The sequence below is a fragment of the Kutzneria sp. NPDC052558 genome, assembly GCF_044547355.1.
Lineage (GTDB): Bacteria > Actinomycetota > Actinomycetes > Mycobacteriales > Pseudonocardiaceae > Kutzneria.
In genome coordinates this window covers 272588-294002 of sequence record NZ_JBIUAG010000007.1, presented here as the reverse complement: position 1 = coordinate 294002, position 21415 = coordinate 272588, and the positions used below count along the sequence as shown (strand labels likewise).

18 protein-coding genes are annotated in these 21415 nt (G+C 71.9%); 8 read left to right on the top strand and 10 right to left on the bottom strand.

All coding sequences use genetic code 11. The annotated features are described in order from the left end of the window. Positions 1-43 precede the first annotated feature (43 nt). The 3 genes from ACIG5F_RS15650 to ACIG5F_RS15640 all read right to left on the bottom strand — a co-directional run bounded on the left by ACIG5F_RS15650 (position 44) and on the right by ACIG5F_RS15640 (position 4121). Positions 44-1795, bottom strand: a complete 1752-nt coding sequence (locus tag ACIG5F_RS15650; RefSeq protein WP_396518376.1) for an ABC transporter ATP-binding protein — start codon at positions 1793-1795, stop codon at positions 44-46. After that, complete coding sequence (locus ACIG5F_RS15645; protein WP_396518375.1) at positions 1792-3462, bottom strand: ABC transporter ATP-binding protein; 1671 nt, start codon at positions 3460-3462, stop codon at positions 1792-1794. Before ACIG5F_RS15645 ends, ACIG5F_RS15650 begins: the two co-directional genes overlap by 4 nt. A 326-nt stretch (positions 3463-3788) precedes the next feature. Beyond that, positions 3789-4121 carry an Lsr2 family protein gene (locus ACIG5F_RS15640; protein ID WP_396518374.1) on the bottom strand — a complete coding sequence of 111 codons (333 nt, stop codon included), beginning with the start codon at positions 4119-4121 and terminating at the stop codon, positions 3789-3791. A gap of 206 nt (positions 4122-4327) precedes the next feature. Between ACIG5F_RS15640 and ACIG5F_RS15635 the strand changes: the two genes are divergently transcribed. Beyond that, positions 4328-5236 (top strand): dihydrodipicolinate synthase family protein, encoded by a 909-nt coding sequence (locus ACIG5F_RS15635; protein WP_396518373.1) that lies wholly within the window; start codon positions 4328-4330, stop codon positions 5234-5236. A gap of 70 nt (positions 5237-5306) precedes the next feature. On the opposite strand, the gene ACIG5F_RS15630 is transcribed toward ACIG5F_RS15635, so the two are convergent. The 6 genes from ACIG5F_RS15630 to ACIG5F_RS15605 all read right to left on the bottom strand — a co-directional run bounded on the left by ACIG5F_RS15630 (position 5307) and on the right by ACIG5F_RS15605 (position 12149). After that, entirely contained in the window at positions 5307-6041 is a 735-nt protein-coding gene (locus tag ACIG5F_RS15630; protein WP_396518372.1) for a GntR family transcriptional regulator, read from the bottom strand. Beyond that, entirely contained in the window at positions 6041-6790 is a 750-nt protein-coding gene (locus ACIG5F_RS15625; protein WP_396518371.1) for a type 1 glutamine amidotransferase, read from the bottom strand. Before ACIG5F_RS15625 ends, ACIG5F_RS15630 begins: the two co-directional genes overlap by 1 nt. Beyond that, the gene (locus tag ACIG5F_RS15620; protein ID WP_396518370.1) at positions 6780-8060 is read right to left on the bottom strand and encodes a MurT ligase domain-containing protein; all 1281 of its coding nucleotides are present in this window, start codon (positions 8058-8060) and stop codon (positions 6780-6782) included. Before ACIG5F_RS15620 ends, ACIG5F_RS15625 begins: the two co-directional genes overlap by 11 nt. Positions 8061-8233: 173 nt before the next feature. After that, a complete protein-coding gene (locus ACIG5F_RS15615; protein ID WP_396518369.1) occupies positions 8234-8830 on the bottom strand; it encodes a GTP-binding protein in 597 nt (198 codons plus the stop codon). Between the two features lie 32 nt (positions 8831-8862). Further along, positions 8863-9294 (bottom strand): roadblock/LC7 domain-containing protein, encoded by a 432-nt coding sequence (locus ACIG5F_RS15610; RefSeq protein WP_396518368.1) that lies wholly within the window; start codon positions 9292-9294, stop codon positions 8863-8865. Beyond that, a complete protein-coding gene (locus tag ACIG5F_RS15605; protein WP_396518367.1) occupies positions 9291-12149 on the bottom strand; it encodes a nitrate- and nitrite sensing domain-containing protein in 2859 nt (952 codons plus the stop codon). Before ACIG5F_RS15605 ends, ACIG5F_RS15610 begins: the two co-directional genes overlap by 4 nt. A 411-nt stretch (positions 12150-12560) precedes the next feature. Between ACIG5F_RS15605 and ACIG5F_RS15600 the strand changes: the two genes are divergently transcribed. Genes ACIG5F_RS15600 through ACIG5F_RS15580 form a run of 5 tightly spaced genes read left to right on the top strand, consistent with a single transcriptional unit; the run spans position 12561 to position 16599 of the window. After that, complete coding sequence (locus tag ACIG5F_RS15600) at positions 12561-13541, top strand: ABC transporter substrate-binding protein (RefSeq protein WP_396518366.1); 981 nt, start codon at positions 12561-12563, stop codon at positions 13539-13541. A 3-nt stretch (positions 13542-13544) separates the two neighbouring features. After that, a complete protein-coding gene (locus tag ACIG5F_RS15595; protein ID WP_396518365.1) occupies positions 13545-14312 on the top strand; it encodes an ABC transporter permease in 768 nt (255 codons plus the stop codon). Next, on the top strand, positions 14276-15037 hold the full coding sequence (locus ACIG5F_RS15590; RefSeq protein WP_396518364.1) for an ABC transporter permease: 762 nt from the start codon (positions 14276-14278) through the stop codon (positions 15035-15037). The genes ACIG5F_RS15595 and ACIG5F_RS15590 overlap by 37 nt, the downstream gene beginning before the upstream one ends. Positions 15038-15039: 2 nt before the next feature. After that, entirely contained in the window at positions 15040-15783 is a 744-nt protein-coding gene (locus ACIG5F_RS15585; RefSeq protein WP_396518472.1) for an ABC transporter ATP-binding protein, read from the top strand. A gap of 3 nt (positions 15784-15786) precedes the next feature. Next, entirely contained in the window at positions 15787-16599 is an 813-nt protein-coding gene (locus tag ACIG5F_RS15580) for an aminoglycoside phosphotransferase family protein (protein WP_396518363.1), read from the top strand. A 66-nt stretch (positions 16600-16665) separates the two neighbouring features. On the opposite strand, the gene ACIG5F_RS15575 is transcribed toward ACIG5F_RS15580, so the two are convergent. Next, entirely contained in the window at positions 16666-19515 is a 2850-nt protein-coding gene (locus tag ACIG5F_RS15575) for an ATP-binding protein (RefSeq protein ID WP_396518362.1), read from the bottom strand. Positions 19516-19783: 268 nt separating this feature from the next. On the opposite strand from ACIG5F_RS15575, the gene ACIG5F_RS15570 reads away from it, so the two are divergent. Continuing rightward, a complete protein-coding gene (locus ACIG5F_RS15570) occupies positions 19784-19978 on the top strand; it encodes a hypothetical protein (RefSeq protein WP_396518361.1) in 195 nt (64 codons plus the stop codon). Between the two features lie 508 nt (positions 19979-20486). Then, the gene (locus ACIG5F_RS15565; RefSeq protein ID WP_396518471.1) at positions 20487-21344 is read left to right on the top strand and encodes a GntR family transcriptional regulator; all 858 of its coding nucleotides are present in this window, start codon (positions 20487-20489) and stop codon (positions 21342-21344) included. Positions 21345-21415: the final 71 nt, after the last annotated feature.

Here is a 21415-nt window from a genome sequence, read left to right as displayed (position 1 = left end):
CTCCGAGTGGAGGAAAGCCCCCTTCCAAGCGCGGATTTGGGGGTTAGGGGCGGTGGCCGGACCAGGCGGACCAGAGGGTGGCGTACTGGCCGTTGGCGGCGACCAGCTCGTTGTGGGTACCGGTTTCGACTACGGAGCCGGCGTCCAGGACGACGATGCGGTCCGACGCCGCCGCCTGGGTGAGGCGGTGGGCCACCACCAGGGCGGTCCGGCCCTCCAGTGCCGCGGCGGCGGAGGCCTCCAGCACCCGGGCCCCGGCGCTGCCGGCGTCGGCGGTGGCCTCGTCGAGGATGGCGATGGGCGGATCGGCGAGCACGAGCCGAACCAGGGCCAGCTGTTGGGCCTGGGTGACGGTGAGCTGGTGACCGCCCTCGCCGACCACGGTGGCCAACCCGTCAGGCAGACCGTCCACCCAGGACCGAGCGCCGACTTTCTCCAGTGCGGCAAGGAGTTCCGCGTCGGTGGCGTCGGGGCGGGCCAGGCGCAGGTCGTCGGCCAGCGGCCCGGCGAATACGTGCGCCTCCTGGCTGATCAGGGCCACGGTCCGGCTGGTGCCGGTGGGCCCGAGCTCGTTCAGGGACACGCCGCCGAGCGTGATCGAGCCGGCGGAGGGACGGTGGATGCCGGCGATCAGCTTGGCCAGCGTGGTCTTTCCCGCGCCGGACGCGCCGACCAGGGCCACCCGTTCGCCGGGGGCGACGGACAGGTCGACGTCCCGCAGCACGGGATGACCGTCCACATAGGAGAAACTGGCGCCGGCGGTCTTCACCGAGGCGTCGACCGGACGGGCCGGCTGCACGGGCTCGGCGACCGGCGGCAGGTCGGCGGCGCCGATCAGCCGGGCGAGGCTGGCGGTGGCGGCCTGGGCGTCGTCGACCAGCGCCAGGGCGGCGGTGATCGGCCCGAACAGGCTGTGGAAGTACAGCGCGGCGGCGGTCGCCACACCGACGGTGACGGCGTCCGCGCCGACGAGCAGGAAACCCATGGCCAGAATGGCCGACAGCCCGACGAACTCGGCCAGGTTGAGCCGCGCGTAGAACCGGGTCACCAGCCGAACCCCTTGCAGGGCAAGGTCGACGGCGCTGGTGGAACGCTGCCGCACCCGGTCCAGGTGGGTGTCGGCCAGCCGGAACGCCCGCACGGTGGCGGCCCCGCCGATCGTGTCCAGCAGCTGTTGTTGTTGCGTGCCAACGGCTTCACGCTGGCGGGCGTACAGCGGCTTGGCGCGCGGCACGTACCAGGTCACGGTCCAGACCTGGATCGGCACGGCCACCAGGGCGGCCAGCAGGAACCGCCAGTCCAGCACGGCCAGCGCCCCCAGTGTGAGCACGACGGTCAGCACCGACTGCCCCAGCTCGGGCAGCGCCTCCCGGACGGCCTCGGCGATCACCGAGACGTCGTTGGTGACTCGGCTGGTGAGGTCCCCGGAGCCGGCCCGTTCGAGCTGGTCCAGCGGCAGCCCCAGGGCCCGCTCGACGAAGCGTTCGCGCAGCGTGGCCAGGATGGTCTCGCCCAGCCGCGCCACCAGCGACACCCCGATGGCGGTGGCGATCGCCTGCCCCACGGCGACGAGCACCAGCTCCACCGCCGGCGTCACTAGCTCGGTGGCCGGCCGGTGGGCGGTGACCAGGTCGACGACCCGGCCCAGCAGGGGAGCGGTGAACCGGCCGATGGCGGTGGCGATCACCAGCATGGCGAACGCCGCGACGGTCTGGCCCTTGGCCTGGCCGAGGAGTTCGCCGACGACCGCGCGGACGCGGCGCCCGTCCGCGACGGGCAGGAGTTCGCGCGTCATGCCAGCACCGCCGCCTGGTAGTCGGAGCGCACGACCAGCTCGGCGTGGCTGCCCTGCTCGACGACACGACCGCCGTCGAGCAGCACGACCCGGTCGGTCGCGGACAGCAGGGCCGGGCTGGTGGTGACGAGGATCGTCGTTCGGCCACGCCGTAACTGCGCCAGTCCGGCCGCGATTCTGGCTTCGGTGACGGTGTCGACGGCCGTGGTCGGATCGTGCAGCACGAGCACCGGCGCGTCGACGGCCAGCGCCCGGGCCAGCGCGACCCGCTGCCGCTGCCCGCCGGACAGCGACCGCCCGCGCTCGGTGACGGCGGTGTGCACGCCGTCGGGCAGCGCGCTGGCCACCTCGTCCACGGCGGCGGTGGTCAGCGCCTCGCCGGCCTTCGGCCCGTCGCCGACGTTCTCGACGATCGTGCCGGCGAACAGGTCGGCGTCGTGCGCGGCCACCAGCACCACCTCGCGGACCCGGCTCGGGTCCACAGTGGACAGATCGATCGAGTCGACGAACACCGCGCCGGCCGACGGGTCGGCGGCGCGGCCGAGGCAGTCCAGCAGGTCGGTCGCGGCGGCGGCGTCGGTGGCGACCACGCCCACCAGCTCGCCCGGCCGGGCCTCGAACTCGACGCCTCGCAGCGCGCCCCGGCTCAGCCCGTCGACCCGGACGTGCCCGGCCGGGGGAGTGGGCAGCGCCGCCGCGCCGGCCTCGACCGCCGGCGGAGCGTTGAGCACGTCGGCGATGCGTCCGGCCGAGGCGCGGCCCTGGGCCAGCTCACCGTTGACCCAGGAGAAGATGGAGAACGGCGTGATCAGGTACTGGGCCAGGCCGACCGCCGCCACCAGGTCGCCGACGCTGATCTGCCCTGCCGCCGCCAGGTTGCCGCCGACCAGCGCCACCACCGCGATGAAGATCCCGGTCAGGGCCAGCAGCGCCCCGTTGTGCCAGGCCTGGGCGCGGGCCGCCCGCAGCGTCGCCCGCAGCGAGTCCTGGCTGGTCCGCCGGTAGCGGTCGATCGCCGCCCGCTCGGCCCCGATGCCTTTGAGCACCCGCAGGCCGCTGACCAGGTCGGTGGCCACGCCGGAGGCGTAGGCCGACCGCTCCTGCTCCGCCTCGCTGCGGCGTTCCAGCGGCTTGCCGATCAGGTGGGCCAGGTAGAGCATCGGCGGCGTGCCGAGCAGCACCAGCAGCCCGAGCGGCAGGGACCGGGTCAGCAGCGCGACGGCCGTGACCAGCAGCCCGGCCAGCGCGGCCGCGCCGAAGGGCAGCACGTGGTTGACCTGGCCGACCCGCTTCGCGTCCGAGGTGCCGACGCTCACCAGCTCACCCGCGAGGTTGCCGGCCTCCGCGCCGCCGGCGGGGTGCAGCACCCGGCGGGCGATGTCCTGGCGCAGTTCCTGGGCCGCCAGCTCGGCCGCGCGCAGCGCGAACCGCGCGCCGTGCCGGTAGCTGGTCGACAGCGCCGCGAACAGCACGCCCAGCACCGCCAGCCACAGCACCAGCGTGCTCACCGATGCCCCGGCCACGGCCTGGTCGATGACAACGCCGATCACCACCGGCACCAGCGCCTCGCCGCCCTGATGGCCCGCCGTCAGCAGCGATGCCAGCGTCACCGACCGTCGCTGCCCGGCGATCGACCGGCGGAGGACTTCCCGTCCGGTAGTGCTCACCCGCGCCTCCCTCTCCCCGTCATAGGTAAGGTAAGGCTAGACTAAGTGAGCAGCCCGGGAACACAGCCAGTCATCACCCCCAGCTAGCCGCACCGCCACGCTGCCATGGGGGGTGCAGGGGGGCGAAGCCCGCCCTGCCTGGGGGTGTGGGGCGCGAGCCCCACAAGACACACCGAGCGAGATGGCCAGCGCTTTCCGCTGGCACACCTCGCCCACGCGCTCGGGCGGGCCAGCGCTTTCCGCTGGCACACCTCACCCACGAGCTCGAAGCGCGAGGAGGCCCTGGCGGCTCCATGCCAGGGCACACCTCTGCCATCAATCCACACTCAATGCGCGGCCTGGAAACGGGTCACCAGTTCTGCTGGGATGCGGCCGCGGTCGGAGATCTTCTCGCCCTGGCTGCGCGCCCATTCCCGGATGGCCTGGTTCTGGGCCTTGTCGCCGGTGCGGCCGGTGGGCTTGCCGATCGCGCGCTGCTTGCGGCCGCCCACCCTGCGTGCGCCGTCCACATAGGCCGAGAGCGTTTCTCGCAGCCGTTTCGCGTTCTCCGTGGACAGATCGATGCTGTACTCGATGCCGTCGAGGCCGAATACGACGCTCTCGGAGGCAACACCGCCGTCCAGATCGTCGACGAGTTCGACGATCGTCTTCTGTGCCATCGTTGCTCCACCTGACGTATGCCAATAACTCGGGCTCGATTCCACCGTATCGCACGGTCGCCGGTTTTGGAGCGGACTCGCCGACTGAATACCACGGATAGGTGCATGCGTGGGGAGCACGGCAATGCGCCATTCGACAGCCATATTGCCGCCGCCGGGCTGGTCGTCTATGTTGGTATACCAGATACCAACGAGAGAGGGCGGTCATGCTGGAGGACGTCAAGCCGGCGCTGCGCGCCGTGGTGATGATCACGGTCACCCCGTTCGACGGCGCCGGGCAGATCGACGGCCCCGGCTACCGGTCGGTGCTGCGGCGGACCCTGGACGCGGGGATCGACGTGGTCACCCCGAACGGCAACACCAGCGAGTTCTACTCGCTCACCGCCGTCGAGCGGGACCAGGCGCTGGCGTTGACCGTCGAGGAGGCCGCGGGCCGGGCACTGGTGGTCGCCGGCGTCGGCTACGACATGCGGACCGCCGTGGAGTCGGCGGTTTCCGCGCGTGCCGCCGGCGCCGGCGCGGTGATGGTGCACCAGCCGGTCCACCCCTACCTGTCGGCCGACGGCTGGGTCGACTACCACCGCGCCGTCGCCGAGGCCGTGCCGGAGCTCGGCGTCGTCTGCTACCTGCGCAGCCCGCACATCCCCGCCGGCGCGCTGGCCGAGCTGGCCCGAGTCGCCCCCAACTTTGTCGGCGTCAAGTACGCGGTGCCCGACCCGGTCGCTTTCGGGCAGGCGGTGACGGTGGTCGACGAGGCCGCCGGGGCCGACCGGCTGGTCTGGATCTGCGGCCTGGCCGAGACCTGGGCGCCGTTCTTCTGGCCCGTCGGCGCCGAGGGCTTCACCTCCGGCCTGGCCAACGTCACCCCGGAGCTGTCGCTACGGCTGCTGGACGCGCTGCGCACCGACCCCGCCGCCGCCCGCGACCTGTGGCGGCAGCTCAAGCCGTTCGAGGACCTGCGCGCCGCCAACGGCAGCGCGGACAACGTCACCGTGGTCAAGGAGGCCCTGGCCCAGCTCGACCTGTGCCGCCGCACGGTCCGCCCGCCGATCAGCGAGCTGCCGGCCGCCGGTCAGGCCGAGGTCGCCGCCTGGCTGAAGGCCGTCAGCGCGTAAAGGGTGAATGAGTCACCCTGCCCGTAAACCGTCGCTCGATCGAGCGACATTGAACGCCAAGAATCGCCGGTCAACGCCTTGAGTCGAACGGAGCAGCGGGCTGGGCCGCCGAGGCCACGACTTCCACGGCCCGCTGCCCCGACAGTTCTATGTGCCGACGGGTCAGCCGCTGGGCCGATTCGGCGTCGCCGGCCTCGACCGCCTCGAGGATCCGTTCGTGTTCGACGTGTTCCTCACGCCAGGTCGGCCAATGCGGCCACAACAGGCTCACCGCGGCCAAGGCGGCCAGATCCCGCACGCCGTCGAGGCTGCCGACCACGAATTCGTTGCCGCACCCGGCATAGAGGGCGCGGTGGAAGTCCCGGTTGGCCACGCTCAGCTCACCGTGGTCCACGGTGTCCAGATTGGCCGCCGACCGAGTCAGCGCCGCCCGGGCCCGGGTGATCGCGTCCTCGTCGCCCAGCCGGGTCGTCGCGGCCACCGCCCACGGCTCCAGCAGCAGCCGGACCTCCTGGATCTTGCGCAGGTCGTCGGCGTCCAGCAGCCGCACCGAGGTGCCGCGGGTCGGCGTCAGCACGACCAGGCCGCTGGCCGCCAGCATGATCAGCGCTTCCCGCACCGGCGTCTTGGACACGCCCAGCTCGGCCGCCAGCCGGCGCTCCACCAGCGTGTCCCCGGGCCGGACCCGGCCGGCCAGCACGGCCGCCCGGATGGCCTCGGCCACCAGGTCGGCCCGGCTGGCCACCGGGCTGAGCGGACTCAGTCCCAGCGACGGCATGGTCGGCCCGGACCCGTCAAGGGACATCAGAACTTGAGCAGCCGCTTGCGCCGGGCGGCCATCGCCTGCACGGCCTTGCGCCGCTCGTCCCGCAGCTTCTCGATCACCGGGATGTCCAGCGGGGCCAGCGGTTCGCCGACCGCCCAGCTCAGCAGCAGGTCCGCGAACTCGGGGTTGCGGGCCAGCACCGGGCCGTGCATGTAGGTGGCGACCACACGCCCGGCGTAGGCCCCGTCGACCCCGTCGCCGTTGCCCGTGCCGTAGACGACCTTGGACAGCGGCCGCGCCCCCGGCCCGAGCTGGGTGTGGCCCTGGTGGTTCTCGAAGCCGGTCATGGACGACTGGAGCAGCGCCGGGTCCGGCGTGGTCAGCAGCTCGCCGACGGCCCGCGCGCCGGGGCCGGGCGTGGTCCGCAGGTCCAGCAGGCTCAGGCCGCGGTGGGTGATGCCGTCGGAGCCGGTGAAGTCGTGGCCGAGGATCTGCAGGCCGGCGCAGATGGCCAGCACGACCGCGCCGCGCCCGGCCGCCTCCTGCATGCCCGGATTGGCGGTCAGGTGGGCCACGGCCAGCGTCTGCGCCCGGTCCTCGCCGCCGCCCAGCAGGTAGAAGTCCAGCGAGTTGGGCACGGTCTCGCCGACCGGGAGGTCGACGACCTCGGCCTGGTAGCCGCGCCACTCCAGCCGCTTGCGCAGCACGGTGGCGTTGCCCGAGTCGCCGTAGGTGCCCAGCACTTCCGGCATGACCAGGCCGATGCGCACGACAGAGTCACGAACCATTGGTCAACCCCGTCTTCAGGTCCCGGAACGCGGTGTAGTTGGCCACCAGCTCGATCGGGCCGGGCGGCATCGAGTCGATCGCCTGGTACGGATCGGGGATGTGGGTGTGGCGCACGTCGGCGTAGGTCAGCCGCACGGCCAGGTCGGCCGAGCGCTCGCCGGTGGCGATCACGGTCCGGCCGCGCAGCCGCTCGAACGGCACGTCCCACAGCCACGACTTGTCCCGGCCGTCGGCCTCCCGGCCGTTGATGGCGATGATCACCGGGTGGTCCGGGCTCTTGTCCAGCAGCGGCAGCGTCTCGGCCCAGCCGGCCGGGTTCTTGGCCAGCAGCAGCCGCACCACCCGCTCGTTGCGGGTCAGCGTGGTGTAGCGGCCGCCGACGCCGGTGATGGTGCGGATCCGCTCCAGGGCCGGCCGCAGCGGCACGCCCAGGTGGGTGGAGGCGGCCAGGGCCAGGGTGGCGTCGGCCTCGTTGGCGCTGCCCGGCAGCCGCAGGTTCAGCTCGAAGGACTCGCCGTCCGGGCTGGTCATCTTGCCGTCGACGACCGACCAGCTCGGGGTGGGCCGGGCGAAGCCGCAGTCGCAGTACCAGTCGGTGGCGCCGCCGTGCACCCGCATGCCGCAGCGCGGGCAGGAGGTGGAGTCGCCGCGCCAGTTGCCGCCGGCGCTGACCCAGATGACGCGGGTGGGGGAGTCGATCGCGGCCGAGGTGACCAGCACGTCGTCGCAGTTGGCGACCACGGTGGTGGTGGCCAGCCGGGCGATGGCGGTGCGCAGGTTGCGCTCGGTGTGCCGGACCTCGCCGACCCGGTCCATCTGGTCCCGGCTCAGGTTCAGCAGCACGATCACCGCCGGCTGCACCGCGTCGGCGATCTTGGGCAGGTAGTTCTCGTCGATCTCCAGCACGCCCACCGGCGCGGTCTGGTCGGTGGACAGCGCCGCCACCAGGCCGTCGGGCATGTTGGCGCCGGTGTGGTTGGTGGCCACCGGGGCGATCACGCTCATCGCCTTGGCCAGCATCATGGTCGTGGTGGTCTTGCCGTTGGTGCCGGTGACCAGCGCGACCGTGCGGTCCCGGGACAGCTGCGCCAGGGCGTTGGGGTCCAGCGCCAGCGTCACCCGGCCGCCGATGATGCCGCCGGCGCGGCCGGCCGCCTTGGACAGCCGGGAGGCGAGGTTGCCGGCCTTCACCGCGGCCGCCGTTCTGGTCGGCAGGTCACCGCCCAGATGGCTGGACGACACGTCCAGCCCGCTGCTCCTCGGATCCATCGGCCACCCATCAGTCGACAGCAAGATCTTAAGCTGTTCTCAGACTACGTGTTTCGGGGCGTGCTCCCGGAACCGGGGTAACCCCGGACACGCCACGGGGCCCGCACGGCACCATGGTGCCATGCGGGCCCCGCGAAACCCCGTCTCAACCCGCCAGCATGCGGTGACCCATGTCAGGCCCGCACAGTCATCCACTTCCGCATGGAGTGCTCGACCAGCGTGATCAGCGTCTGCTTGGTCGACTCCCGGTTGCGGGCGTCACACGTCACGATCGGCACCGACTCGTCGATGGTCAGCGCCTCGCGCACGTCGTCGATCCGGTGGTGCAACATGCCGTCGAAGCAGTTGACCGCCACCACGTAGGGCAGCTGCCGGTCGTCGAAGAAGTCGATCGAGGCGAACGCGTCGGCCAGGCGTCTGGTGTCGACCAGCACCACCGCGCCGATCGCGCCCCGCACCAGGTCGTCCCACATGAACCAGAACCGGTGCTGGCCGGGCGTGCCGAACAGATAGAGGATCAGATCGCTGTCCAGCGACACCCGACCGAAGTCCATCGCCACCGTGGTGGTGACCTTGTTCGGCGTGGCCGACAGATCGTCCACGCCCAGACTGGCCTCGGTCATCACCGCCTCGGTCGTCAACGGCACGATCTCGGACACCGACCCGACAAAAGTCGTCTTGCCGACCCCGAAGCCACCGGCCACCACGATCTTCGCCGACGTCGTCGCCTGCCGGGCGACCTGCGCGCCCCGGCCCTGTCCAGATTCCACTCGGCTCCAGCCCTCTAGAACCGCCGCGTCGCTCACCTGCGCGCCGCGGCCAACTGCAACTGCTCCCGCAGCTCGGGGGTGAGCTGCTGGCCGACCCGTTCCACCAGCCTGGCCATGGCGTACCCGACCAGTCCGATCTCGCAGCCGGGCGCCGCGAGCACCGCGAGGCACGACCCGTCGCTGATGGACATCAGGAAAAGATACCCGCGCTCCATTTCGACGACCGTTTGGTTCACACTTCCGGCCTCGAAGCACCGCGCGGCCCCGGCCGTGAGGCTGATCAGACCAGAGGAGACGGCGGCCAGCTGCTCCGCTCGGTCGCGCGGCAGACCCTCCGTCGAGCAGAGCACGAGGCCGTCCGCGGAGACCACCACGGCGTGCGCGACGCCGGCCACCCGGTCGACGAAGTCGTCGATGAGCCAGCTGAAATCGGTGACCTGTTGTTGGTCCTGGGCGGTGCTCAAGACTGCTCCTTGCCGTGCTCGGGGGCCGGCTCCTGATAGCCGGCGTCGATGGCCTCGTCGGGGGCGGCCGTCGGGGCGGAGTGTCGGCCGAGGCTGACACCGTGCTGGTAGGTGGACATCCGGTTGCGCAGCGCGTCGGGCGAGCGGCGGGGGACGGCCGGCGTGCCGCGGGCCGGCTCGGCCTGCGGCCGGGGCGCGGCCGAGCCCGGCACCAGCTGCGACTTCGGCACCCGCTTGGGCAGGCCGGCCTCGGTGACGGTCTCGGGCTCGCGGGCCAGCAGCGTGTTGGCGGCGGCCCAGCCCTCGTCGCCGGCCGAACGCCAGCCGTGGCCGTTGGCGTCGGCATTGCCGTTGCCGTTGACCGGCGGCGGGGGCTCGGGCGCGGTCAGGGTCTGGGTGGCCGGCTCGGCGTCCTCTTCGCGCGGGGCCGGGACGGCGCTCTCGGCCTCGCCCTCCGCGATCTGCTCGGGCTCGGCGGTCTCCTTGGGCCCGGCCGTCTCCTCGGGTTCGGCGGGCTCGGCGGGGGAGTCCTTGACCGGGGTCCCGTCGGTGGCCGTGGAGAACCACTGCGACAGGACTTCCTGGTATATCGGCAGCCGCTCGGTCGGCGGGTCGTCGTAGTCGAACCGCCGCTGCGGCGTCGGCCACGGCTCCACGCTGGTCGCCGGCGTCACCTCCGGTTCGGCCGGCGTCGACTTGCGGCGCGGCGCGAACAGGTCGACCGACTCGGTGACCTCGGGCTCGGTCGGCCGGTGTGTGACGATCGGCGGCAGCTGGCCCGGGGCCCACTTGGGCAGGCCGACGATGTCCTGCGGCAGGTCCGGCTCGGGCAGGGGAGTGCGCTGGGTGGCGGCGGCGGCCACGGTCGGCGGGGCGGCCGGCGGCAGCGGCAGGGCCTCGGCCACGTCCACCAGCGCCGCCGGCACGATCACGTGCGCGGTCACGCCGCCCTCGATGTCGGCGTTGTCCCGCAGCCGCACCTTGATGTCGTGCCGCTTGGCCAGCTGCGCCACCACGAACAGGCCCATCTGCCGGGCCGCCGTGACGTCGACCTCGCCCGGCTCGGCCAGCCGCTCGTTGGCCGCCGCCAGCTCGGCCTCGGGCATGCCGACGCCGCGGTCGTGGATCTCGATGGCCAGCTCGCCGCGGCGCATCTTGGCCGACCGCACCGTGACCTTGCTGGAGGGCGGCGAGAAGGCGGTGGCGTTGTCCAGCAGCTCGGCGATCAGGTGGGTGATGTCGTTGACGGCCCGGCCCTGGATGGTCAGGTCCGGCGCCGGGGCCACCTGCACCCTGGCGTACTTCTCCACCTCGGACACGGCCCCGCCGAGCACGTCGGAGACCAGCACCGGCCGGTTCACCCGCCGGGTCAGCGTGGTTCCGGCCAGCACCAACAGGTTCTCGCTGTTGCGGCGCATCTGGGTGGCCAGGTGGTCCAGCTCGAACAGGCTGGCCAGCTGGTCGGGGTCCTGCTCCTCCTGCTCCAGCCGGTCGATCACGCCGATCTGCCGCTCCACCAGGGCCTGGCTGCGCCGCGACAGGTTGACGAACATCGCGTTCACGTTGCCGCGCAGGGCCGCCTGCTCGGCGGCCAGACGCACGGCCTCCCGCTGCACGGCGTCGAAGGCGCGGGCGACCTGGCCGACCTCCTCGGTGGTGTGCACCGGCACCGGCTCGACGGCCTCGCCCTCGGCCTCGCGGTCGCGCAGGATGCGCTCGATCGCCGCGGGCAGCTTGGTGCGGGCCACTTCCAGCGCGCTGCGGCGCAGCACCCGCAGCGGGATCACCATCGAGCGGGCGACGATCACGGTCACCGCCAAGGCGATCAGCAGCGCCACGACCACCAGCGCGCCGTCCCGGAACGCGTCCACGCGGGCCGCGCCGATCAGGCTGGTGACGGCGTCGTTGGCCTGCTGCTGGATCTGCCCGATCACCTTGGTGAACAGGGAGGCGGTGGTGGTGGACAGCGACTGCACGTCGGCGGCCCGCACGGCGACCGCGCCGTTGCCCTCGCCGGCCTGGACCAGGGCCAGCTGCACCACGCGGTTGCGCTCGTCGACGTCCGGTCCGCTGACGGTGTCCTGCAACAGCTGGCGGTTGTCGGCGCTCGCGGCGTTGGTGAAGTCCTCGATGTCGGCGCCGTAGCGGGCCTGCGTGGCCCGCAGCTGGTCGACCAGGTCGGGCGCGAACTCCTTGTGCAGCGCGGCGGAGACCACGATGGTGCTTTGCAGCCGCAGCTGCTCCTTGGCGTCGGTCAGGGCCTGCACCGAGGCGTCCAAAGTGGACAGTCGAGGGTGGCTCACGTTGGTGGCCGTGACCCGGACGATCTGCAGCAGCGAGTCGATGATCTCGGTGTACGAGGTCATCGCGGCCACGTCCGGCAGCCGGGTGGTCAGCGAGCTGTTGCGCAGTGCGGACAGCCCGTCCAGCTCCTCAAGGGCCTTGTCCACGGCCTCGCGCACCGGGCCGGTCACGCCGACCTGGTCGTCGTCATTGCGCAGGGCGTCGATGGCGGTGTCCACCGGCCCGAACTTCGGGGCCTGGTCGACCCGGCCGGCGGCGACGTAGGCCACGACGCCGTCCCGCTCGGCCTGCAGCAGGTCGACCACCGTGGCCGCCTGGCCGGCCACCGCCAGCTGCTGGCGCTCGTCGCCGTACTGGCGGGCGTCGTCGAGCTGGCTGTAGAGGCGCAGGCCGGCCAGCGTGAGCGTGCTCAGCGCCGGCACCAGCAGGATGACCACCAGCTTGCGGCCCAGTTTCCAGTTGCGCAGCCGCCACCCGGCGCCCGGGCTCGAACCGGTCCGCCCGCGCCGCTCGGACACAGCCTCCTCGGCCGGACCACGCACGGTCAGCACTCCCCCACGGTTCGTCCACTCCATCGCCGAAGGTGGATCTTGGAGTGCTTCAGGCTCATTCCGTACCGCCGATCGGAGTACTGGAGAGGACGGTCACGCGCATAGTGGTGCCTTCGGGCCAATCTGATCAAGCGTTCGGGGGGTCTGGACGGCGGTGGCGGCCGGTCGGGATGATCCTGCACCGTGAAGGGGCGGTGACGTCCGGTAGCGGTGCGGGGGGAAGGAAAATTGGCACCTACCGCAATACATCACCTGTCCGTGTGTCATCTGTGTGCATGATTGAATCACGCAGGGTGTTCGACCGGCTACGGTGGTCGCCGTCGCGGGCCAGATGTGCCCGGGAATGGGTCATTCCCTTCACAACCGCACCCCGAGCTCCACTCAAAACCGTTGATTAAAGGAGAGTCCTCGATGGCTACCCGCGCCACTCGCTGGGCCGCCGTGCTCGCCGTGACCGTTCTCGCCGCTTCCGGGTGCAGCCTGCTCAACGGGGCAACGTCCGACACGTCCGCGCCGTCGGCGGGCCACACCAAGATCAACGTCGGCATCATCGCCACCGTCGACGACGCGCCGGTCAAGCTGGCCCAGGCCAAGGGCTACTTCGCCGAGGAGGGCCTGGACGCCACCGTCAAGGTCTATCCCTCGGTGACCCAGACCATGCCGGCGCTGCAGTCCGGCGAGATCGATGTCACGCTGATGAACTACGTCTCGTTCTTCCAGGCCGAGGCGGCCAAGACGCTGGACGGCAAGGTCGTCTCCGACGCCTACCAGGGCACTCCCGACTCCCTGGTGCTGCTGGCCAAGCCCGACTCCGGCATCCGCGCCCCCAAGGACCTGGCCGGCAAGAAGGTCTCGGTGCACGCCAAGGGAAACATCGTGGAGCTGCTGATCAAGGCCGTGCTCCAGGACAGCGGCGTGGACCCGAACTCGGTGACCTACCTGGAGGTCAAGTTCCCGCAGATCCCGGCCGCGCTGGCCAACGGCCAGATCGACGCCGGCGGCGATCTCGAGCCGTACATCACGCAGGGTGAGCAGCAGTTCGGCGTGCAGCCCACGTTCAAGATCGTGACCGGCGCCACCGACAACATCCCGCTGTCCGGCTACGTGGCCACCAACAAGTGGATCACCGCCCACCCCGACAGCGTGGCGGCGTTCCAGCGGGCCATGGTCAAGGCCCAGAAGGCGGCGGCCGACCGCAGCGCCATCAGCTCGGTGCTGCCCGACCTGACCGGCGTGGACAAGCAGACATCGGCGCTGCTCAAGCTCGGCGTCTATCCCACGTCCGTGGACGCCACTCGGTTACAGCGCGTGGTCACACTGATGAAGACCTACGGTTACCTCCAGCAGTCGATGGACGTGAGCGCACTCGTCGTGCCCACGCCCAACAGCTGACCCGTGGCGCCCCCGTTCGTCCGCAAGCTCACCGGCCTGGTCGGCTTCCTGCTGCTGTGGGAGGCCGCCAGCCGGCTGGGCCTGGTCGACGCGCGCGTGCTGCCGCCGCCTTCGCAGGTGCTGGTGCGGTTCGCGCTTCTGTTCACCGACCAGCGCTTCGTCGCCGACGTCGTCTCCACGGTGCTGTCGTGGCTGATCGCCCTGGTGTGCGCGACCGTCATCGGGGTGGGGCTGGGCATGCTGTTCGGCTCGGTGCCGGCGCTGCGTCTGATCAGCATGCCGGTGGTGGAGTTCCTGCGGCCGCTGCCCGCGGTCGCGCTGATCCCGCTGGCCATCGCCCTGTTCGGCACCCAGGCCCAGACCAAGATCGTGCTGGCCACGTTCGCCGCCACCTGGCCGATCCTGCTCAACACCGGCTACGCGCTGGGCGAGGTCGACCCGCGGCTGGTGGAGACCGCCCGGTGCTTCCGGGTCCGGCGGTGGCGGCTGCTGACCGGCGTGACCCTGCCCAGCATCGGGCCGTTCGTGCTGACCGGGGTGCGGATCTCCGCGTCCATCACGCTGATCGCCGTCGTCGGCACCGAGTTCCTGGCCGGCGGCAGCATCGGGCTGGGCCAGTACGCGTTCCTCCAGGGCACCAGCGGCGGTCGAATGGACGTGGTGCTGGCCGCCACCGTGTTCGCCGGTTTGTTCGGTTGTCTGGTGAACGCCGGATTTCTCGCCGCGCAACGGCGATGGGTGTCATGGGGCACTGGAGAGGTGGCGGCGTGAAGACCTGGCTCGTCCTTCTCGGCGCCGTTGTCGTCTGGCAATTGGTAACACTGGTCACCGCCAATCCCTACTTTCCGCCACCCTTGCGAATCGCCGAGGCGGCCGTTCGGCTATGGCCGTCCGAGCATTTCACCGGCGATGTGCTGCCCAGCCTGCTGCGGGTGCTGGGCGGCTGGGCGGCGGCGTCCGCGCTGGGCGTTGTGGTGGGTGTGGCGCTGGGCCGTTCGCGCGCCGCCGCCGACTACTTCGAGTACGTCTTCACCTTCCTGCGCACGCTGCCGCCGCCGCTGCTGGTGCCGGTGTTCATGCTGATCTTCGGCATCAGCACCGAGATGGAGGTGGCCACCATCGTGTTCGGGTCGGTGTGGCCGGTGCTGCTCAACTCGGTGGACGGCGCTCGCTCGGTCGACCCGGTGATGGCCGACACCGCGCGGGTGTTCCGCTTCTCCCGCAGGCGTTGGATCCTCGGTGTGGTGCTGCCGGCGGCCGGGCCGAAGATCTTCGCCGGGCTGCGGGTGAGCCTGTCCATCGCGCTGATCCTGATGGTGATCGCCGAGGTGGTCGGGTCCACCAGCGGCATCGGCTACCAGCTGGGCACCGCCCAGGGCGCGTCCGACCTGCCCGGCATGTGGTCGTGGATCGCGTTGATCAGCCTGCTCGGATACCTACTCAACAGGGGGTTGCTCGCCGTGGAGCACAGGGCGCTGGCCTGGAGCCGGCCGTGAGCATGCTCGAAGTGGCCGGGCTGGGCCACGCCTACGGATCCCACCACGCCTTGCGGGACGTGTCCTTCTCCGTCGAGCCGGGGGAGCTGGTCTGCATCGTCGGGCCTTCCGGCTGCGGCAAGTCCACGCTGCTGCGGGCCGTCTCCGGCCTGCTGCCGGCGACGCGGGGCGAGATCTTCCTGCACGGGGACCGGGTTTCCGGCGTGCCGTCCGATCTCGCCGTCGTTTTCCAGGACTACAGCCGTTCCCTGATGCCGTGGAAGACCGTCGCCGCGAACGTCGAGTTCCCCCTTCGGGACCGTGGTCTGTCCACTGTGGAACGCCGGGCCCGGGTGTCCGAGGCCCTGGAGTGGGTCGGGCTCTCCTCGGCCGCCGGCAAGCGTCCCTTCGAGCTGTCCGGCGGCATGCAGCAGCGGGTCTCCATCGCCCGCGCCCTGGCCTACCGCCCGGCGTTGATGATCATGGATGAGCCGTTCGCCTCCGTCGACGCCCAGACCCGCGCCGACCTCGAGGACCTCGTGCTCCAGGTCCGCGCCTCCGTCGGCATGACGGTGCTGTTGGTGACCCACGACATCGACGAGAGCGTCTACCTGGCCGACCGGGTGCTCGTCCTGTCGCCGTCGCCCGCTACTGTCGTGGAGACGCTGAAGGTCGACCTGCCTTCGCCTCGTGACCAGATCAGCACCCGGGGGAGTGAGACGTTCGTGGGGCTGCGCACCGAGATCGCCCGGCTGATCCGGCGGTAGTCGATGGAACTGCGCGAGATCGCCTCTGCGCTGCTGCCCGGTGTCCGTCTCGACTCCGCCTTCGTGGCCGCCGACGGCAATGTCCATGACGTGCTGCTGATTCCCGGCATCGCCGCCGTCCGCGTCAGCAAGCGTCCCCTGGCTGCCTCACTCATGCCTCGTCGCGTCGAAGTCCTGCGGCACTTGGCCTCTTCCGGCCTGCCGTTCCAGGTCCCCGAGCCGCTGACCCCCGTCACCCTCTTCGAGGGCCGCGCCGCCGTCGCCGTCTCGTGGGTCGACGGCGTCGCTCTGCCCGAGGGGCAGGGCTCTCCGACCCAGATCGCCGAGGTCCTCGACGCCGTCCGCTCCGTGCCGTTGACCCCGCCGCTGCTGGCCGCCCTGGACGGCCGCTCCGAGGGGCCCGCCTGGCACACCGTGATCGAGTCCTCCGTGCTGCCCCTTCTGCCGCCCCGCTGGCAACCCGAAGTCCGCCGCCGCCTCGACGCTGCCCTCGCCCTGCCTCCCGTCCCCGATGCCCTTGTGCACGGCGACCTCGGCGGCTCCAACGTGCACTACTCGTCCGACGGCAAGCTGCTCGGCATCCTCGACTGGGACATGGCCATGCCCGGCGACGCCGCCATCGACGCCGCCCTGATGGCCTGGCACGGCTGGCCCACCGTCCGCCAGGCCGTGTCGCCGGCTACCTATCACCGCGCCCGCACCTGGGACTGCCTGCTCGGCGTCGGCCACCTCGTCGCCACCATGAACGGCCGTGAGATGACCAGCCCCGCCGGCTTCGTCCAGGCAGTCGTCCCTTGGCTGGAGCAGAACGCCTAGCCGGCGGTCCTTTCCGCCCCAAACCTGCATTCGCCCTGTCCCAGAGCGCGACTCGCGGGGGTGAGATCAGTCCACTGTGGACACGGGATGGTGGGCCGCTTCGCGGGCGATCTCGCTGCGGGAGTGGGCGGCGAGCTTGACGAGGATGTGCGAGACGTGGGTCTGCACGGTGCGGCGGGACAGGAACAGGGCGGCGGCGATGTCGGGGTTGGAGCGGCCCTGGGCGACGAGGTGGGCGACGCGGAGCTCAGTGGGGGTGAGGCTTTCCCAGCCGGTGGTGGGTCGGGCGCGACGGCCCCGCTGGCCGCGGCGGACGCCGTAGGGGCGGGTGCGGGCGTCGGCGCGGCGGATGTCCCAGTCGGCGCGGAGTTCGGTGTAGACCTCGATGGCCTCGGACAGGGCGGCCCGGGCGCGGACGAGGTCGTTGGCTTCGCCGAAGAGGACGGAGGCGTCTTCCAGGGCGTTGGCGAGCTCCAGGCGGCGGCCGGCGGAGCGGAAGTGCTCGGCGGCGGTGACCAGGCGCTGGGGATCCCGTTCCAGCAGGCCCTGGCAGCGGGCGGCGGCGGCCTCCTTGACGGGCATGGGGGCCTCGTCGGCCTCGGCCAGGCACTGCTGGGCGGCGGACAGGGCGGTCTCCCGATCGCCGGCGGCCAGGGCCAGGCGGGTGAGCTCGGGCAGACACAGATAGCGGACGTTCATCTCCAGACCGGTCTGCGGACTGAGCAGCACGGGCGAGAGCTCGGCGACGGCTTGCACGGAGAGCCCGTCCCGTTCACAGGCCAGGGCCCGCGCCAGCAGCACGTAGCCGGCGTTGCGGCGGTCGTCGGCGATGGCCAGGGGCTCGGTCTGCACGGCCTTGAGGTGCACGGCGGCGGTGGTGCGGTCGTCGCGGTGCCCGGCGATCAGGGCGAGCATGCCGTGCAGGTTGAGGAAGGAGTACCGGCCCTCGGTCAGCTCGGGGATGGACTCCAGCTCGCTGAGCGCGTCGTCCCAGCGCCCGAGCTGGCTGTAGTACGCGGCCATCATCACGTGCACCTGCGTGAACCGCGCGGCCCCGGCCTGCTCGGCCAGCGCGCGGACGCTGGTGATCCGCTCGTCGATGCCGGCGGTCTCGTCCAGGTTGAGGTCGGCGACGATGCGGTTGCACAACAGGAGCAGGCGCAGGTCCAGGTGTTCACGGTCGTCGCCGAGCACGGTCAGGGCCTGGTCGATCAGCTCCCGGTTGCCGCGCTCGTCGCCGACGAAGCTGCGGTCCAGCGACATCACGTGCAGGGCCATGCCGACGGCGAAGCGGTCGGGCGCGGCCTGCCCGGCCTCGATGGCCTCGGCGGCGGTGCTCAGCGCGGTGGTGGTGTCGAGGTCCACGGCCTGCACGAGCGCGGTGAGCGACAGCAGCCGGGCCCGCCAGCCCGGGGCCAGCGAGGTGGCCAGCCCCTGGGCCAACGCCTCCAGGGCCTCGGCCGAACGCCCGGTGCGCAGCGACGTGTAGGCCAGCACCCAGCTCATCTCGGCGACCCGGTCGGGATCGGTGGTCCGGCTCAGCACCTGCTGGGCCTGCTGCGCGGCGTCGGCGTTGCGGCCCATGCCGGCCAGCGAGGTGGCCAGCCAGCTGGCGAACACGTCCCGGCGCGGATCGTCCGAGCCGACCTGGTCGATGGCCCGCCGCAGCAATTCGATCGCGGTCTGCGGCGCACGGTGCGTGAGGATGGGGGCCGCCCCGGCCAGCCAGTCCAGGAACCACTCGTCCTCGCTGCCGGCGGCCGGCAGCAGCTGCTGGGCGACCTGCGAGGTCGGCGCGCCGGCTTCAGCCAGGGCCTTGGCCGCCTCCCGGTGCAGCGCGGTGCGCACGGCGATCGGGGTGCCGTCGTAGAGGGCCTGCCGGATCAGCGGATACCGGAACGCCAGGTGGTTGCCGGCCTCGGTGATCACGCCGGCGCCGACGGCCTCGGCCAGCAGCAGGGCCAGCTCGGCAGCCGGCATGCGGGCGACCACGGCCAGATCGTGCACGGCGAACTCGGCGCCGAGCAGCGACGCCACCCGCAGCGCCGAGGTGGTCTCGTCGGACAGGAAACCCAGCCGGTCGGCGACGGCGGCGGCCAGCGAGGCCGGCGCGCTCCAGCCGACGGCCCGCCCGGCCAGCTCGGCGACCCGGCCGACGACCCGGACGGCGTTCTCCCGCAGCAGGGCGTCGACCAGCTCGGTGAGATAGCCGGGATTGCCGGCGGCCCGTTCGGCCAATCGGGTGAGCTCCGGCCCGACCTCACGGCCGCCGGTGCGCACGGCGATCAGCTCGGCCACCTCGTCGGCGGCCAGCGGCCGCAGCGACAGCTGCACGCCGCCGCGGGTGGCGGCGCTGCGCCGCAGCTGGTCCAGCTCGGTGCGCCGCGGCACCGGCCGGTAGGCGCCGACGAGCAGTAAAGGGAGCTGCTCGGTGGCCCGGGTGAGCCGGTGCCAGACCAGGAGGCTGGCCTGGTCGGCCCACTGGAGGTCGTCCAGCACCATCAGCACCGGCTTGGCCTCGCAGGCCCGGTCGACCAGCGCCAGCAGCTGCTCGGCCGCCCCGAGCACGGCGTCGCCGGTGCCGGTGACGCCGGGGGAGTGCTCCTGGCGCAGCAGCCGCAGGATGTCGGCCCGCCACGGGTCCTCGGCCCGGCCGACCACGTCCAGGCAGTCCAGCACGGCCCGCAGCGGGAAGGGCTGGCCGAGCTCGTCGGCGGCCGCCCAGAACACCTCGCAGCCCAGGTCCCGGGCGGTGCGCAGGCCGGCGGCCAGCAGCGCCGACTTGCCGATGCCGGGGTCGCCCTCGACCAGCACGGACTGGCCGCGGCCGGCCACCACCTCGCGGGAGAGCCGGCCGAGCAGGGCAACGTCCGCGTGCCGTCCCACGAAGGTCTCGGTCGCCGCGGTAGGCCCCATAGAGTGAGAGAGTAGACGGATCTTGAGCCGGGTCGCTCGTCCACCACCCGGACGCCAGCGCTCACCGGTCCGTGTGCGGAGCGTGCTGGTATGGACCAATTCACCGGGGCTCGGCGACTCTGCGTCACCACGGGGTGGAGTGACGGTCACAATTCTCCGCCGGATGGCGGATGTCCTTGACGGTGCATGCGCGCATGGTAATCGTTGTGGCGGCTGCCACACCTCAACAGAGTAGTTGAGGGGCGAACTCGGAAGGCGGTGAGCACGGATGGTGCTCTCGGTACAGCACCCCGATGCCACTCCCACGGGCGAGCGCGGGCTCGAGGCCCTGCTCGACTCGTACCACCACATCGCCGCGGACGTGCTCAACGCGCACGTGCGGACCGGTGAGCACTGCCAGGACTGCGGTCAGGTCTGGCCCTGCGCCCCGGTGAACTCGGCGGCATTCGCCCTCGACCTCTAGGCCGCCGTCGGCCACAGGGGGATTCCGGGCCCGGCACTGGGAGGGGTCGGTCCGGAGGGGTCGCGTCCGCGCGGCTCCGGGGGAACAGCTCAGCACAGAGGGCCGCGCCGGCGAGAAACCGGCGCGGCCTGTTTGCGTCCACAAGCAGATAAGCCCAGGTGGAGAAGCTCGTCACACCTGTCTGGGCTATTCGTGCACACTTTGGGTGCCGGGTGGCCGATCGCACGCAGCCAACCAGTGGGAACATTGGTCCGGCGCTACCGCTGTGGCCTGGCCTGGCCGTAGCGTCGCTGCCGTGGGAACGGGCATTGCGCTGCATCCGATCTGGTGGGTCGAACAGAACGAGACCGAGCTGGCCATCCAGGTGACGCACCCGGAGGGGGCGCGCTTCGCCGACCGCGCGGTGAGCGAGGCCGGCGCCGAGGTCAAGGTGGAGCTGGCCACGCTGGCCGGAGCCGCTCCGGTGGACGCGGCCCTGTCGACGCTGCGGGTCCGCCTGCGCGAGCCGATGGCCGACCGTCGCCTGGTGATGCTGGTGGACGGCGAGCCGATCACCGCCGCCCGGGTCAACCCGACCATCCAGAACCTGTCCACCGACCCGTTCGACCCGGCCCGGCACCGTGCCGGCGAGCCGGTCCGCGCCGGCATCCCCGAGGACGGCCGGGTGCCGCGCTACTACGCGGTCAAGACCCAGCTGCTGGAGCTGACCGGCAAGCTCGGCGAGGGCGCGGCGCTGCCCTCGGAGCGGGAGCTGGCCGAGCGCTTCGGCGTGGCCCGCATGACGCTGCGCCAGGCCGTCTCCGAGCTGGTGCTGGAGGGCAAGCTGCAACGCCGGCACGGCAGCGGCACCTACGTGATGCCGCCCAAGCTCGTGCAGCCGCTGTCGCTGACCAGCCTGTCGGAGGGCCTGCGCCGGCAGGGCGCGACGCCCGGCCGCAAGCTGGTCACCCTGGAGCACCTACCGGCCGACCCGACCCTGGCCGCCGACCTGCACATCGCCCCCGGCGACCTGGTGCTGCACATCGAGCGCACGGTCGAGGCCACCGGCCAGAACGTGGGGCTGGAGTCGACCTACCTGGCCGCGGCCCGCTTCCCGTCGCTGCTGGACGTGTTCGACCCGGCCACCTCGCTCTACAACTGCCTGTCCAACCGCCTGGGCGTGGTGTTCGCCGAGGCCGAGGAGCGGGTGGAGACGGTGCTGGCCACGCCGCGCGAGGCCAAGCTGATCGGCACCAACCCGGCGTTGCCGATGCTGCTGCTGCACCGCAGGTCGCTGGACCCGGACGGGGTGCCGATCGAGCGGGTCCGGTCGCTGTTCCGGGGCGACCGGTTCAGCTTCAGCACCCGGTTGCGCCCCGAGCACTGATTCACGTCACCGGCATTTCACCCTGCCGGGCGTCTCAATTCGGCATGGGTGGATGACGATGTTTACCGATC